Raw genomic sequence first — 14,596 nt, 5'->3', positions numbered from 1 at the left:
TCTCCTATGCGAGGAAGTTCTTGAGTTCGGTGATGAGCTTGCGGATGTGGCCGGAGATCACGGGCGTGCCCATGTCCTTGAAGCGCTGCCGGAACCACGGGTTGACGCTCTGCTGGCCGCCGCTGCTGACGGAGCCGATCGGGATGAACCTGACGCCGGAGCGGTGCACCGCCTGGATGCCTTCCAGCAGCGGCTGTGACCGGTCGAACTCGTAGAAGTCCGAGATCCAGACCATCACCGTGTTGCTCGGGTCGGCGATCTTCGGACGGGCCATCGCCATCGCGACCGGCCCGTCGTTGCCGCCGCCGAGCCGCGTGCGCAGCAGCACCTCGAACGGGTCGTGCACCCACGGCGTCAGGTCCAGCGCCCGCGTGTCATAGGCGATCAGGTGCACGTCGACCTTCGGCAGCCCCGCGAAGATCGACGCGAGGATGGTGCAGTTGACCATCGAGTCGACCATCGAACCGGACTGGTCGACCACGACGATGAGCCTCGCCGGGGTGGTGCGCTTCGCGGTCTGCCGGTAGAAGAGGCGGTCGACGTAGAGCCGCTCGTCGTCGGGGCTCCAGTTGGTCAGGTTCTTCCAGATGGTGCGCTCGAGGTCGAGGTTGCGATAGACCCGCTTCGGCGGCACCGACCGGTCGATCACGCCGGCGCTGCTCTGCTGCACCTGGGTGCGCAGCACCTCGGCGACCTCGTCCACGAACCGGCGGATCAACGCCTTCGCGTTGGCGAGGGCGACGCCGGACAGGTTGCTCTTGTCGCGCAGCAGCTGCTCGATGAGCGACATGCTCGGCGTCAGCTGCTTGGCGAGCGCCGGGTTGGCCAGGACCTCCCGCAGGTGCATCCGCTTGACCAGGTCGCCTTCGAGCCCGCCGAGCACCCCGGCGAGCCCGCCGGCGTTGGGCTTGCCGCGCAGCTCCCCGGGATTCATGCCGAGCGCCCGCTCGAACCACCCCGCGTCGGCCTGCCAGTTTGCCAGCTGCCCGGCGCTCACACTGCCGCTGCCGGTCGCGAACACGTTGATCAGCAGCTTGGACACCAGCGCGGCCCGCCGCACCTCGTCACCCGCCGCGCCCACCACGCTCAGCGAGGTGCCCGAAGCCGTGCCTGCCGGGGTGCCTGGCGACGCCGCTGCTCCAGCGCCCCCCGAAGCGTCCTCCCCGGTGCCCGCCGAGGCTTCCGGCCCGGTGCCGGCCGAACCGCCCGATGACGCGCCGGGTGCGGTGCCCACCGAACCGCCCGCGGGCGACCCCGGTCCAGACCCCACGGCAGAGCCCGGGCCGGTAGCCGCAGCAGAGCCCGCCGGCGGGCCCGAGAGCGAGCCCGGCGCAGCGCCCGCGGAGGCGCCCGGACCAGTAGCCACCGAAGGCCCCGCCGGAGTGGCCGAGGTCGGGTCGGCCGGGGTCATCAGGCCGTCGAAGGCGCCAGCCAGCTCGGGGTGGCGCTGGACCAGGTTGTCGACGGAGACGGCCGGGTCGAGCAGCGCCGGGGGCAGGCCGATGTCCTCGACGATGGCGACGCTCGCCGCCTCCAACGCCTGTTGCTCGTCGGTCTGGAAGACCCGGGACAGCATCCGCCAGTAGAGGACCTGGCGACGGTTCTCGTCGCTCATCGGCGCAGCAACCTTCCGGCCCGCTCGCGGAGGACCGCGACCGCGTCGCCGGCCGCGGCGGCCGCCTTGACGACCTTCGGGTCGGTGGGGCCGAGGGCCCAGTCGGTGGTGTGGGTCGCCACGGGCTGGCGCTTGACCATGGTGAGGACCGCGACCGGCTGCAGCGACCAGCCGCCGTCCCACCGCAGCAGGCCGATGCAGGCCTGCGAGGCGGCGACGAGCTGCGGGGTCAGCGGCCCGCACGACGGCAGCCGCGTCGTGTCGACGGCGATCGCCTGGTCGCCGAGCGTGAACGTGCCGCCGTCGGCCGCATAGCCCTCGACGAGGACAGGCTCGCCGATGCGGGCCGGGTGGCGCTCCAGCGGCGGCACCGCCGGTGCGACCGCGCCGGGCAGCAGCACCCGGGCGGTGGCGAACGGGTCGGCGGGCGGCCCGGCCTTGGCCTGCGCGTCGCTCCAGACCAGGTCGCCGCTGTCGAGCAGCGGCAGGTCGGTGACGTCGAGGGTCAGCCGCTCCGCGAGGGCGCCGAGCAGCACCGGGTGCCCCGCGAACAGCCGCCACACGGCCGGCCCGACGATCGTGTCGACCTTCGGGGCGGCGACGCTGGTGCGCACGAGGCGCGGCGCGGCACCGGGGGTCTCGAGGATGCCGTGCACCTGGATCTGCACGGCGGTCGCGTGCTCGTGGACGTCGGCGCCCAGCAGCAGGAGCCGGCCGCTGACCGGCTCGGCCGCGGTGGCCCGGCCGCCGTCCTGGGCCAGGAGCATCGCGCGGCTCCACAGGTCGCCCCACCGCCGCAGCGGCAGCCGGTCCATGGTGGCGATCGGGCTGCACGCGCGCAGCTCCGCGGCGAGCCCGTCGAGCAGCGTCGCGAGGCGGCGCAGCCGCGGCTCGGCGAGGGTCGCCGCGATGATCTGGCCGGCGGTGGTGACCAGGTCGTGGTCGACGCCGCGCCAGCCGGTGATCGCGAGCTCCCGCAGCCAGGAGCGGCTGCCCGCGAGCAGGTTGCCGGCGGCCGCGACGTCGTCGCCGGCGCGGGCGGGCCACTCCAGCCGGGTGCGGCCGAGCGCCGCGTCGGCCTGGGCGAGCAGCGCGTCGTGGACGGCGCCGAACAGCGCCGACCGGGCGCCGGCCAGGGCGAGCAGGTGCTCGTCGGAGATCGACCCGGCGGCGATCTTGTCGGCGGCCTCGGCGACCCGGTCGCGCAGCGGGCTGCCGGCGAACGCGTCGGCGAGGCCCGTGAACACGGACGGGGAGACCCGGGCGAGCCCGTCGGCGAGGGCCTGGTCGACGGAGCCGGCCAGGTCGAGGGCCTCGGGCACGCCCGGGGCGGGGTCGGCGAGCAACTCGCCGAGCTGGGTCTCAAGCATCAGCGGACCACCCGACCGGTCGCGAGACGAAATGAACAGCGCATCAGCGGGCCGCCCCGACCGACGGGAACCAGTGCAGCTCGGGCACGGGCTGCGTGGTGTCGGGCAGCTCCAGATAAGCCAGGTGGCGCAGGAAGCTGCTGAACACGGTCGCCGCGGGGGACGGCTCGTGGTGCGCGCGCAGCGCGCCGGCGAGGCTCGCGCCCGGCTCGGCGTCGATGCGCAGATAGCGGGCGACCCGGTCGGCGCCATACTGCAGCACCGCCTCGTCGAGCAGCGCCTGCAGGTGCTTGCACGGATAGGACCCGCGCAGCCCGCCGCAGGGGCGGTTGTTGTTGGTGCTGCAGCTCAGGCCGTGGCTGCCGGCCCCGATCGAGGAGACATAGACCCGCTCCACGTCGGAGCCGCTCGACACGACCCCCTGCAACCGCCCGTCGGCCAGCTCGACGAACGGCACCTTGGCCAGCTTGCGCGGCTTCACCGGCGGGATGATGGGCGCTACCGAGCGCCGCTCAACGTCCACAGCCATCGACCTCCAGCGTCGGACGATCCTTGACGCCGGTAGTTCTACAGCATCGGTACGACAAAATTTCCGACGGCGGCCTTCAAGCAGCTCGGGACGTCCTCGGCATGGTATGGCCATTCATCTGGCTCAATGTTAGCGAGGAAGTTGGCGTAGACGGCGGCGCCGAGCAGCGGGGCCACGGGCCGCAGCAGCGTCACCGCCCGTGACGGGTCGCAGCCGGGCACGGCGGCGCGCCACAACGAGGACCACCGCGCCAGCAGCGCCTCGGACGACTCGAGACCGCCGCACAGCCGGAGGATGTCGAACCCGGGGTGCCCGAGGTAGGCGTCGCCCCAGTCCAGCACCGCCGGCGGTACATGAGCCGCAGAACGCACATTGCCGGGGTGGAAGTCACCGTGGACGAGCGTCTCCGGCACCCCGCACGCGGCAACGGCCGCCAGCCGCGTGGGCAGCGCGTCGAGGACCGCCTCGAGCCCGTCGATCCGGCCGAGCCAGGGGGTGGCGGCCGCGGTGATCTGCTCCAGGAGGAGGCCGCCGCGGCGGTCGAGGATGCCGGGCAGCACCGGCTGGTCCCGCAGGAACCGCAGCTGGAGGTCGTGCAGCAGGTCGACCATCGGCAGCCGGTCGGCCTCGGGCGCGCCGAAGCGGTCCTCGCCGTCCAGGTGCGACAGGAGCTGGCGGCCCTCGTCGTCGGCGGCGAGCAGGGTCGGCGCGGCGCCGGGCGCCACCGCGTTGAGCCAGCTCAGCACGGCGGTCTCGGCACGCAGGAAGGCGGGCAGCTCCTTGAGCCACACCGTGTCGCCGCCGGTCTCCAGCCGCCACAGCGACGACAGGTTCCAGGTCTTCACCTGCACCATGTCCGAGATTTCGGAAATATGTGACGAAGCCCATTCGAGTGACCGTGTGGGCCCGCCCACCGCCGCGTAAGCAGCACGCAACGGATGCGACGACAGCATGCCGGAGAACGGCAGCACGCCCGCAGGCGCGGAAGGCGCGGAAGCGAGATACGTGACCGACCCGCCCGGCTGCTCCGGCAGCGACGTGGACAGCAGCCGCAGCACGGTGACCGTCACCCCGAACCGCGCACGGGCGGCGGAGACCACCGACGCGATCTCCGACCACCACGGTATCTCGACCTCGATCGGCGGCAACGCGCCGAGCACGTCGCCGCCGGACGAGACGAGCACAAGCGAGACGGTCCTCATGTCACAGCATGCTGGCGTGCGCGGCGACCAGCCGCCATCCGGTTTCCTCAGCGAAGGCCCAGGTCCGCGTGTACCGCATCCGCGCCGCGAACGAGGTGCCCTTGAACGTGCCGGCGAGCTGACCCAGGAAGCAGGTCACCCCGGTCCGGTCGTGGACGAGGACGATCAGGTCCTCCTCCTCGACCTTCGTGACCTTCTGCTCGCCGGAGCGGTGCAGGTGGAGGTCGTCGCCCTTGCCGTACAGCAGCCCGTCGGGGCCGGTGAAGACCAGGCGCTCGTCGAGCACCTCGTCCAGCACCGCCACGTCGCCGGCCAGCTGCGCGGCCTGCAGGCGGCGCTCGGCGGCCCGCAGGCCGTCCTCCGACGGGGCCGTCACAGCGAACGCGCCAGGCGGTCCGCGACCAGGCGGGTGAAGCGCGCGGGATCCGCGAGCTCCCCGCCCTCGGCGAGCAGCGCCACCCCGTGCAGCAGCTCCGCCGTCTCCACGAGCCCCTCGTCGTCAGGCGAGGCCGAGAACGCCGAGCGCAGCCCCGTGACCAGCGGATGCGTCGGGTTCAGCTCCAGGATCCGCTTGGTGCGCGGCAGCTCCTGCCCCATCGCGCGGTACATCTTCTCCAGTGTCGGCGTGATGTCGTGCTCGTCGCCGACGATGCAGGCCGCCGAGGTGGTGAGCCGCGAGGACAGCCGCACGTCCTTCACGTCGTCCTGGAGCTTCTCGCCGAGCCACTTGAGCAGCGGCGCGAACTCCTCCTGCTGCTCGGCCGGCGTCTCCGTGGCGCCGAGGTCGACCTGCCCCTTGGCGATCGACTGCAGCTGCTTGCCGTCGAATTCGGTGATCCGCTCGACCCACACCTCGTCGACGGGGTCTGTGAGGATCAGCACCTCGTAGCCCTTGGCGAGGAACGCCTCCATGTGCGGCGAGTGCTCGACCATGGCCCGCGACTCGCCGGTCATGTAGTAGATGTCCTTCTGGTCCTCCTTCATCCGCGACACGTAGTCACGCAGCGAGGTCAGCTCGCCGGACGCGGTCGACGGCAGGAGGAGCAGGTCGAGCAGGGCGTCGCGGTTGTCGGCGTCGTCGATCAGGCCTTCCTTGAGCGCCCGGCCGAACTCGCTCCAGAACCCGAGGTACTTCTCCTTGGACTCGCGCATCTCGGTCAGCGTCGAGAGCACCTTCTTCACCAGGCGCCGCCGCACGACCTGGATCTGCCGGTCCTGCTGCAGGATCTCGCGGGAGATGTTGAGCGACAGGTCGTGCGCGTCGACGACGCCCTTCACGAAGCGCAGGTACTGCGGGGTCAGCGCCTCGCAGTCGTCCATGATGAAGACGCGCTTCACGTAGAGCTGCACGCCGCGCTTGCCCTCGCGCATGAACAGGTCGAACGGCGCCCGCGACGGGATGAAGAGCAGGGCCTCGTATTCGAACGTGCCCTCCGCCTTCATGTGGATCGTCTCGAGCGGATCGGTCCAGTCGTGCGAGACGTGCTTGTAGAACTCGTGGTACTCCTCGTCGCTGACCTCGCTGCGCGGCCGCGCCCAGAGGGCCTTCATCGAGTTCAGCGGCGTGTCGGAGTCGCCGAGGCGGATGGGCCAGGCGATGAAGTCCGAGTAGCGCTTGACGATCTCGCGGATCTTCCGGTCCGCGGCGTAGTCGTGCAGCTGGTCGTCGGTGTCCTCGGGCTTGAGGTGCAGCGTCACCGAGGTGCCCTGCGGCGCGTCGTCGACGGGCTCGATCTCGTACGTGCCCTCGCCGGCGGACTCCCAGCGGGTGCCGCCCTTCTCGCCGGCCCGCCGGGTCACCAGCGTGACCTTGTCGGCGACCATGAACGTCGAGTAGAACCCGACCCCGAACTGCCCGATCAGCTCCTGCTTCGCGGCGGCGTCCTTCGACTCGCGCATCTTGCGCAGCATCTCGGCCGTGCCCGACTTCGCGATCGTGCCGATGAGCTGGACGACCTCGTCGCGGGACATCCCGATCCCGTTGTCCCGGACCGTCAGCGTCCGGTCCTCGGCCGAGACCTCGAGGGAGATGTGCAGGTCGGAGGTGTCGGCCTCCAGATCCTTGTCGATCAGCGACTCGAGGCGCAACTTGTCCAGGGCATCGGACGCATTGGAGATCAGTTCCCGCAGGAAGATGTCCTTGTTCGAGTAGATCGAGTGGACCATCAATTGCAGGAGCTGCCGCGTCTCAGCCTGAAACTCCAGCGTTTCGCTGCTCACCTGAAATCCCCTTCCGTGAAGATGCCGCAGAAAAGAATACGTGGACGCTGGGGTAGAAAGGTGACCATGCGGCAGTACCTGCTCAGCGTGATCGAGCCCAGCGAGGGCGAGCCCCCGTCGCCGGCGGAGATGGCGGCGATCGACGCGGACGTGACCGCGTTCGACCGGGAGGTGCGCGAGGCCGGCGTGTGGGTGTTCTCCGGTGGCCTCCTGCCGCCGTCGACGGCGACCGTGCTGCGGCCGGGCTTCGTCAGCGACGGCCCGTTCGCCGAGGGCAAGGAGCATCTCGGCGGGTTCTGCGTCATCGCCGTCGAGGACCGCGCGGCCGCCCTGGCGTGGGCGGACATGTTGATGCGCGCCTCGCGGCTGCCGATCGAGGTCCGGCCCTTCCGTTGACCTCGGTGGAGCGGGTCTTCCGGGAGCAGTACGGGCGCGCCGTCGCCGTCCTGGTCGGGCTGCTCGGCGACATCGACCTCGCCGAGGAGGCGGTGCAGGAGGCGTTCGCCGCGGCCGTCGCCCACTGGGCCACGGAAGGCCCGCCGCCGAGCCCCGCCGGCTGGATCATCACCACCGCCCGCAACCGGGCGATCGACCGGCTGCGCCGGGAGGCCAAGCGCTCCGGGAAGCACCAGGAGGCGGCGCTGCTGCACGGCCCTCCCGAGGAGGGTCCCGACCTGCTCCGGCTGATCTTCACCTGCTGCCATCCGGCGCTGTCGATGGGCGCGCAGGTGCCGCTGGCGCTCCGGCTGCTCGGCGGGTTGTCCACCGCGGAGATCGCGCAGGCGCTGCTCGTGCCCGAGACGACCGTCGCACAACGCGTCGTGCGGGCGAAACAGAAGATCCGCGACGCCCGCATCCCCTACCGGGTGCCATCGGACGAGGAGCTCCCCGCGCGGCTGCCGCCCGTCCTCGCCGTCATCTATCTGATCTTCAACGAGGGGTACACCGCCGGCTCCGGCGAACGGCTCGTCCGCGACGACCTGTGCGCGGAGGCGATCCGGCTCGGCCGACTGCTGCACCGGCTGCTGCCGGACGAGCCCGAGGTCACCGGGCTGCTCGCGTTGATGCTGCTCATCGAGGCGCGGCGACCCGCGCGCACCGGGCCGGACGGGGCGCTCGTCCTGCTGCGCGACCAGGACCGCGGCCAGTGGGACGCCGGCCTCATCGCGGAGGGCCACGGACTCGTCAGACAATGCCTGGAGCTCGACCGGCCCGGCGTCTACCAGCTGCAGGCCGCGATCAACGCCGTCCACACCGACGGGCCGAGCACCGACTGGCCGCAGGTGTTGCGCCTGTACGACCAGCTGCTGCACCTGTCACCCACACCGGTCGTGGCGCTCAACCGTGCGGTCGCCGTCGCCGAGGTGACCGGACCGGAGACGGCGCTGGCCCTGGTCGAGGCCCTCGATCTGCCCGACTACCACGTGTTTCACGCCGTGCGGGGTGATCTGCTGGGCCGGCTCGGCCGCGTCGCCGAGGCGCGGGAGGCGTTCGGCCGGGCCGCCGCATCGGCCGGCAACGATGTGCAGCGGGCGTACCTTATGACGCGTCGCACTTGAAGAACCGTGACAACCGGTGGCACGCTCGAATGGTGAACCACGCAGCCTTGGCCGAGATCCTCGCGATCACCTTCATGGTCGCCGTCCTCGCCCTTGCGATCGTCGCGGTCCCGGCACCGAAGCGTCGCGACGGCGGCGACGCGCGCGGGATGAGCGCCGACCCGCGCGCGTGGCGCGGCGTCTTCTACGTCAACCCGGACGACCCCGCGCTGTTCGTGCCGAAGCGGCAGGGCGTCGGGTGGACGCTCAACTTCGGCCACAAGTGGACGTGGCGGCTGGTCTGGTTGATGATCGGCTCGCTGGTGGCGTCCGTGGTGCTCAGCACGGCCCTGTCCCGGGACTGACGCTCACCCTTCGACCGCTTCAGCCACGGGGCCGCCCGGCGCTCTCGCCGAGGCGGGCGGCCAGCGCGCGCACCTCGTCGCGCAGCGCCTCCGGGCGCCTGATCGTGAAGTCCCAGCCGAGGCCGGCCAGCATCCGCGCCATCCCGTCGAGGCGCTCGGCGCGGCAGGTCAGCAGCACGCCGTCCGGGTGCACGGCGAGCGTCCCGACCGCCGGCGGGATCCGGCTCGCGGCGTCCGAGAGCTCGGCGCGTAACACCACCTCCACCTCGTGCCGGAACGGCACCGCCGCCAGTTTCCGCAGCACGTGCGCCACGGCGTCGAAGTCGGGCGGCGGCTCGAAGTACACCTGCAGGCTCGTGATCGACCGGATCCGGTCCAGCCGGAACGTGCGGATCTCGCCGCTGCGGTGGTCGTGCCCGGCGGTGTACCAGCGTCCGTTGTGGACGACGACGCCATACGGGTCGAAGTCGCGCTCGGTGTCCTCGTCGCGCCACGACCGGTATGCCAGCCGGACCCGCCGGTGCGCGCGGGTCGCCTCGCCGAGCGCGAGCAGCTGCTCGACCGGAGCCTTCTTCTCCGCGTGTACGGCGGTGAACCCCAGCGTCTCGCGGACCGCCTGGACCCGCTCGCGCAGCCTGGCCGGCAGGACCCGCTCGACCTTCGCCAGCGCCGCCGGCGCCCCCACCCCCTGCCGTTCCGCGGCCAGCAGGCCGAACACCACCGACACCGCCTCGTCGTCGGTCAGCATCAGCGGCGGCAGCTTGTACCCGGGCAGCAGCCGGTAGCCGCCGTACCGCCCGCGCTCCGCCTGCACCGGGACGCCCAGGTCGGCGAGGGTGGTGGCGTACCGGCGGACCGTGCGGCCGTCGACCTCCAGGCGGCGCGCCAGCTCGGGCCCGGTCAGGCCGGGCTGCGCCTGGAGCAGCTCCAGCATCGCGAGCACCTTGCCGGTCGACATGTTCTTCTTCTTATCAGGACTTTTATCAGGGCGTGATCCGCCCGGATATCGTCCTACGGTCGTGGCATGACGCACTTCATCCTTGTTCCCGGTATGTGGCTCGGCGGTTGGGCCTGGGACGCGGTCGCCGCGCCGCTGCGCTCCGCCGGCCACGACGTGACCGCGCTGAGCCTCGACCTGCGCGCGGGCGCCACCCTCGACGACCACATCTCGCAGGTCACCGCCGCCGTCGCGGATGCCGCGGAGGTGGTGCTGGTCGGGCACAGCTACGGCGGTCTGCCGGTCCGGGGCGCGGCGGACCTTTTGAAGGTTTCACGAGTGATCTATGTGGACAGCGGCCCTCTGCCGGACGGCGTCTCCCAGGCCGACGTGTCCCCGCCGGCTTCCCCTGACGGCGTGTTCATCCCGCCGCCGTCGTTCGACCCCGCTGACGACCCGGTGCAGTTCGCCGGCCTGCATCCGTCACAGTTCTCCCGTGCCGTCCCACACCCGCTGGCCAGCGCGTTGTCGCCGCTGCGGCTCTCGTCCGCGGCGCAGCCGCCGACCGACCTGATCTGCTCGACGTTCGCCGTTGCCGACGTCCACCAGATGATCGACGGCGACCATCCGTTCTTCGCCGGCCTGGACCGCGGCGACTACCGCGTCCACGGACTGCCGACCGGCCACTGGCCGATGCTCAGCCGCCCGGCGGACCTGGCCGCTGTGATTTTGTTTTGCGCAGGTCGGCACGGGGATTGACGGTGTGTGCGGCGATTTTTTGTCGGGGGGTAGGTGCAGACTGCTGGCATGGGTCCGGGGAGTCGTGGTCGTAGCCACAAACGCAGGCACCGTCAGCAGTCTGTCCACCGCCGCACGCCGCACCGGCGCGCTCCTTCGACCGCGGCCGGTCCGCCGGGCCTCTTCGCCGCGGTCGTGGGCGACGTCGACCCCCTCCTGCGGCGCATCCTCGGCGGGCCCGCCGCCCTGGTCCCTGACGACGACCCGACCGACGCCGAGTTCGCGGGCGCCGCGTTCGTGTCGATGGCCGCCCTCACCATCGGCGACCCGATGGCCCACGTCACTGCCGGCAGCACCCTCGAGGCCGTCCTGCTCTCCGACGTGATCCCCAGCTTCGAGCGCGCCACCACCCCCATGGCCCCAGCCGTCGTCCTCGGCCTCGGCAGCGTCGCCGGCGGCCGGGTCGCGTCCGCGGCCGCGGCCGCGGTCGAGCGCATGGTCGCCGCCGGCGCCCGCCGCCCCGTCTGGTCCCCGGAGCTCGCCGGCCCCCAGCGCGCGGGCGGCTGCCACCGCCTCGTCGCCGCCGACGGCACCGTCGCCGGCCTCGGGTTCTCGGTCGCCCGCGCGGGCTGGACCCGCTCCGTCGAGTGCTATCTCGACCGCGAGGACGGCCGCCTCACCCGCACCTACCTCACCTTCCTCGTCGGCGTCGGCTCCCCCGCCCACGAGCAGCAGCTCGGCGTCCGCCGCCACCTCCACGAGGCCATCCGCGCCGTCCGCGAAGACGTCCCGGCCGCCGCCTTCCGCACCTTGGTGGAGGACGCCCTGCAGCGCAGCGACCTCCACGACAGGCACCGCCCCACCCCGCTGATCGACCCCTTCATCTTCGCCGCCGACACCCTCACCTCCCCGATCGACGACGCCCCCGCCAGCCCGCTGGTCCGCACCGTCACCCCGCTGCTGCGCGCCTGGATGCGCGGCCTCCCCCGCGAGATCCGCCGCCTCCAGTGACCCACTTCCCCGACCTCTCACCCCCACGCGCCCACACCCGGCCGCGGACAGGAGGCCCTCACCAGACCGCAGACCCGTGACCTGAGCCAACGCCCCGCCCCGCCTCGCCCCGCCCCGCCCCGCCTCGCCCCGCGCCGCCTCGCCTCGCCTCGCCTCGCCTCGGGGAGTCTGTCCCGCCCCGCGTGTCGGAGGCCTGTGCCAAGGGTGGATGGCGGCGCCGGCAGCTGCGGGCAGGACGGACAGCGGCGCCCAGCTTGTATGCCTCCGTGGTAGCTGAGCCAGCACCCGTGGTCGCCGCTGGAGTGGGTGGCGGTCACCGGACCGTGCGCTTCCCAGGTGTGGGCCGGCACCCGCATCCAGTCGCGGGGCAAGGCGTTCGCTGCCTGCCACGCGTCCGCAGGTTCGAGCCGGCGCCTTCGGGTCGGCCGCGGGAAGCAAGGCTGGCAGTCGCAGGCCAGTCACCGGGACCGAGCGATCGTCGCGTCCATGTGCCCACAAGATATTGCCCCGGACTCCATGCTCAGCCGATCACGGCCGGCACCGCGTCCGGTCGCAGGCTGCCACGGTCCGGGGGTTCTTGATCGAAGGATGGATCCGGTCGTCGGGGTGGCCAGAAGCGTCCTTCGATCGAGAACCGCGGGCTCGGGGGGACCGGCGGGTTGCGGGGGCGCGCGACACTGGCAGGGCGCGGGGGTGGGCGGGCGCGACGTGAGGAATCGGCGGCAGTGGACGAGTTGCTCGAGGACGCGGCGAAGGTCGGCACCATGGGGCAGCTTGCTCGGGTGCTGCGGGAGCTCCGGGTGCGGGAGTCGGGGCGGGCGGGGCAGCCGCGGTTGACGTACCGGCGGATCGCGGCGCTGACGGGGTGGTCGCACGGGATCGTCGGGGAGTATCTGGCCGGGCGGGTGCTGCCGCCGACGGATCGGTTCGACGAGCTGGTCAGGCTGCTCGGGACCACGCCGGACGAGCAGCGGGCGCTGGCGTCGGCGCGGGACAGGGTGGAGGAGCTGCGGGCGGCCGGGGTGCCCAAGGGGGACGAGGCGCCGCGGCAGTTGCCGGCGGATCTGGTCATGTTCGCCGGGAGGACGGGGCAGCTCGCTCACCTCGACGGGCTGCTCGACCGGCGGCGGCGGGCGATCGTGGTGTCGGGGACGGCGGGGGTCGGGAAGACGGCGCTGGCCGTACATTGGGCGCATCGGATGACGAGCACGTTTCCGGACGGTCAGCTGTTTCTGGACCTGCGTGGGTTCGGGCCGAGCAGCCGCGACCCGGTCAGCCCGTTCGACGCGCTCGGTGTCGCGTTGGGGTTACTGGGGGTGCCGCCGGCGCAGGTGCCCGCGGACGCCGGGGCGCGGGCTCGGCGGTACCGGCAACTCCTGCGCGACAAGCGGATGTTGATCGTGTTGGACAACGCGTCGACGGCTGAGCAGGTGCGGCCGTTGCTGCCGGGCACGGGGGCGGCGCTCGCGCTGGTCACGAGCAGGTCGGACCTGACGGAGCTGGTGGCGGCCGACGGCGCGTATCCGGTGACGCTCGACCTGCTCGACGTCGGCGAGGCCAGGGCGCTGCTCGCGGGGCGGATCGGCGCGGTGCGGGCGGAGCGGGAGCCGGCGGCGGTCGACGCGATCGTCGCGGCGTGTGCGCGGCTGCCGCTGGCGCTGTCGGTCGTGGCGGCGCGGGCGGCGTTGCATCCGGACTTCAGTCTCGCCGCGATCGCCGCGGATCTGACGGGGGCGCGCAGCCGGCTGGACGCGCTGCGGTCCGACGACCCGAAGGCCGACGTCGAGACGGTGTTCTCGTGGTCGTACCAGCGACTCAGCCCCAACACGCAGCGGCTCTTCCGGCTCGGCGGCCTGCACCCCGGCCCGCAGCTCGGGATCGCGGCCGCCGCGGCGATCGCCGGGCTGCCGCGCGAGACGGTCCTGCCGCTGCTGGCGGAGCTTGTACGGGCGCAGCTGGTGATCGAGGGACGGCCGGGGCGGTTCGGCATGCACGACCTGCTGTGTGCGTACGCCGCCGATCTCACCCGCGTCGCCGACCCCGCCTCGGAGCGCGCCGCCGCGCGTAAGCGGCTGATCTCGCACTACGTCGAGGCGGCCACGGCCGCGGCGATGGCGCTCAATCCTTCGCGGGACCCGGCGGGGCTGCCCGCACCCGCCGCGCGGAAGGTCCCGGACGGGGAGGCGGCGGCGTGGTTCGAGGAGGAGCGGACGGCGCTCATCGGCACCGTGCAGCTGGCGGTGGCGTGCGGGGCGGACCGGGAGGCGTGGCGCCTGGCCTGGGCGATGGCCGACCACCTCGACAGGAGTGGGCGCTGGGGCGACTGGATCGCCACGCAGCGGGCCGCGGTCGGCGCCGCCGAGCGGCTCGGTGACCGGGCGGCGCTCGCACTGGCGCACCGCAGCCTGTCCGGCGGGTTGATCCGCAGCGGGCGGCACGAGGAGGCGCGGCGGCACCTGCGGGTTGCGTTCGACCTGTTCGTCGAGCTGGCCGACCACGCGGGGGCGGCCCGGTGCCAGCACGCGCTGGCCTGGCTGCTGGAGACGCAGGACCGGTTCGCGGAGGCAGTCGCGCACGACGAGCGGGCGCTGAAGCTGTTCGGGCTCGCGGACGACCCGGTCGGGCAGGCCCGGGCGTTGAACTCGGCGGGCTGGCACCGCGCCCGGCTCGGGCACCACGACGTGGCCCTCGAGTGCTGCGAGGAGGCGTTGGAGCTGCAACGGGCGCTCGGCGACGCGGCCGGTGTCGCGGCGACGCTGGACAGCCTCGGGTACATCCACCACCGCCTCGGCGACCATGACCGGGCGATCGAGCGCTATCAGGACGCGTTGCTGCGCTACGCGGAGCAGGGCGACCGGTTCAACGAGGCCGACACGTCGATCCGGCTCGGTGACACCTGGGCCGCGGCGGGCCGGTGGGATCAGGCGAGGGCGGCGTGGACCCGGTCGCTGAGCACCCTGGACGTGCTCGCCCACCCGAAGGCCGGTGAGGTGCGCAGCCGGCTGCAGCACCGCGGAGCGGGCCCGACGACGCTGTCGGGCCCGCTCCTCCCCATACCCGCGAACTAAGTC

Annotated in this window: 13 protein-coding genes; 6 read left to right on the top strand and 7 right to left on the bottom strand. The window is 72.7% G+C overall.

The annotated features are described in order from the left end of the window. Positions 1–4: 4 nt before the first annotated feature. The 6 genes from ABD332_RS08650 to htpG are packed head-to-tail and all read right to left on the bottom strand — an operon-like array spanning position 5 to position 6,936. Positions 5–1,615: a VWA domain-containing protein gene (locus ABD332_RS08650; RefSeq protein WP_344501263.1), complete on the bottom strand. Its 1,611-nt coding sequence runs from the start codon at positions 1,613–1,615 to the stop codon at positions 5–7. Further along, positions 1,612–2,985 carry a hypothetical protein gene (locus ABD332_RS08645; RefSeq protein ID WP_344501262.1) on the bottom strand — a complete coding sequence of 458 codons (1,374 nt, stop codon included), beginning with the start codon at positions 2,983–2,985 and terminating at the stop codon, positions 1,612–1,614. The genes ABD332_RS08650 and ABD332_RS08645 overlap by 4 nt, the downstream gene beginning before the upstream one ends. Positions 2,986–3,028: 43 nt before the next feature. Continuing rightward, positions 3,029–3,514, bottom strand: a complete 486-nt coding sequence (locus ABD332_RS08640) for a hypothetical protein (protein WP_344501261.1) — start codon at positions 3,512–3,514, stop codon at positions 3,029–3,031. 38 nt (positions 3,515–3,552) lie between these two features. Next, positions 3,553–4,716, bottom strand: coding sequence for a phosphotransferase family protein (locus ABD332_RS08635; RefSeq protein ID WP_344501260.1), 1,164 nt, complete (start codon positions 4,714–4,716; stop codon positions 3,553–3,555). Between the two features lies 1 nt (position 4,717). Then, positions 4,718–5,092 (bottom strand): nuclear transport factor 2 family protein, encoded by a 375-nt coding sequence (locus ABD332_RS08630; RefSeq protein ID WP_344501259.1) that lies wholly within the window; start codon positions 5,090–5,092, stop codon positions 4,718–4,720. Further along, complete coding sequence (gene htpG, locus ABD332_RS08625; protein ID WP_344501258.1) at positions 5,089–6,936, bottom strand: molecular chaperone HtpG; 1,848 nt, start codon at positions 6,934–6,936, stop codon at positions 5,089–5,091. Before htpG ends, ABD332_RS08630 begins: the two co-directional genes overlap by 4 nt. A gap of 66 nt (positions 6,937–7,002) precedes the next feature. On the opposite strand from htpG, the gene ABD332_RS08620 reads away from it, so the two are divergent. The 3 genes from ABD332_RS08620 to ABD332_RS08610 are packed head-to-tail and all read left to right on the top strand — an operon-like array spanning position 7,003 to position 8,839. Continuing rightward, entirely contained in the window at positions 7,003–7,332 is a 330-nt protein-coding gene (locus ABD332_RS08620) for a YciI family protein (protein WP_344501257.1), read from the top strand. After that, a complete protein-coding gene (locus tag ABD332_RS08615; protein ID WP_344501256.1) occupies positions 7,329–8,495 on the top strand; it encodes an RNA polymerase sigma factor in 1,167 nt (388 codons plus the stop codon). Before ABD332_RS08620 ends, ABD332_RS08615 begins: the two co-directional genes overlap by 4 nt. Before the next feature lie 32 nt (positions 8,496–8,527). Continuing rightward, positions 8,528–8,839 carry a DUF5808 domain-containing protein gene (locus ABD332_RS08610; RefSeq protein WP_344501255.1) on the top strand — a complete coding sequence of 104 codons (312 nt, stop codon included), beginning with the start codon at positions 8,528–8,530 and terminating at the stop codon, positions 8,837–8,839. 19 nt (positions 8,840–8,858) lie between these two features. Here the strand turns inward: ABD332_RS08610 and ABD332_RS08605 are convergent, their stop codons facing one another. Then, positions 8,859–9,797 (bottom strand): helix-turn-helix transcriptional regulator, encoded by a 939-nt coding sequence (locus ABD332_RS08605; protein WP_344501254.1) that lies wholly within the window; start codon positions 9,795–9,797, stop codon positions 8,859–8,861. Positions 9,798–9,863: 66 nt separating this feature from the next. Between ABD332_RS08605 and ABD332_RS08600 the strand changes: the two genes are divergently transcribed. From ABD332_RS08600 to ABD332_RS08590, 3 genes are all read left to right on the top strand, one after another. After that, positions 9,864–10,535 carry an alpha/beta hydrolase gene (locus tag ABD332_RS08600; RefSeq protein ID WP_344501253.1) on the top strand — a complete coding sequence of 224 codons (672 nt, stop codon included), beginning with the start codon at positions 9,864–9,866 and terminating at the stop codon, positions 10,533–10,535. Between the two features lie 174 nt (positions 10,536–10,709). After that, positions 10,710–11,525 (top strand): hypothetical protein, encoded by an 816-nt coding sequence (locus tag ABD332_RS08595; RefSeq protein ID WP_344501252.1) that lies wholly within the window; start codon positions 10,710–10,712, stop codon positions 11,523–11,525. 725 nt (positions 11,526–12,250) lie between these two features. Beyond that, entirely contained in the window at positions 12,251–14,593 is a 2,343-nt protein-coding gene (locus tag ABD332_RS08590; protein ID WP_344501251.1) for an ATP-binding protein, read from the top strand. Positions 14,594–14,596: the final 3 nt, after the last annotated feature.

The sequence above is a fragment of the Dactylosporangium maewongense genome (genome assembly GCF_039531485.1).
Taxonomy (GTDB): domain Bacteria; phylum Actinomycetota; class Actinomycetes; order Mycobacteriales; family Micromonosporaceae; genus Dactylosporangium; species Dactylosporangium maewongense.
Note: the sequence above shows the minus strand (reverse complement) of the source record. Positions and strands in the feature narration are given on the sequence as shown.

What these genes read in the sequence shown, in the direction of transcription:
- ABD332_RS08605 (WP_344501254.1), bottom strand. Translation starts at nt 9,797, where the DNA reads ATGTCGACCGGCAAGGTGCTCGCGATGCTGGAGCTGCTCCAGGCGCAG.
- ABD332_RS08600 (WP_344501253.1), top strand. Translation starts at nt 9,864, where the DNA reads ATGACGCACTTCATCCTTGTTCCCGGTATGTGGCTCGGCGGTTGGGCC.
- ABD332_RS08645 (WP_344501262.1), bottom strand. Translation starts at nt 2,985, where the DNA reads ATGCTTGAGACCCAGCTCGGCGAGTTGCTCGCCGACCCCGCCCCGGGC.
- ABD332_RS08620 (WP_344501257.1), top strand. Translation starts at nt 7,003, where the DNA reads ATGCGGCAGTACCTGCTCAGCGTGATCGAGCCCAGCGAGGGCGAGCCC.
- ABD332_RS08640 (WP_344501261.1), bottom strand. Translation starts at nt 3,514, where the DNA reads ATGGCTGTGGACGTTGAGCGGCGCTCGGTAGCGCCCATCATCCCGCCG.
- ABD332_RS08635 (WP_344501260.1), bottom strand. Translation starts at nt 4,716, where the DNA reads ATGAGGACCGTCTCGCTTGTGCTCGTCTCGTCCGGCGGCGACGTGCTC.
- ABD332_RS08650 (WP_344501263.1), bottom strand. Translation starts at nt 1,615, where the DNA reads ATGAGCGACGAGAACCGTCGCCAGGTCCTCTACTGGCGGATGCTGTCC.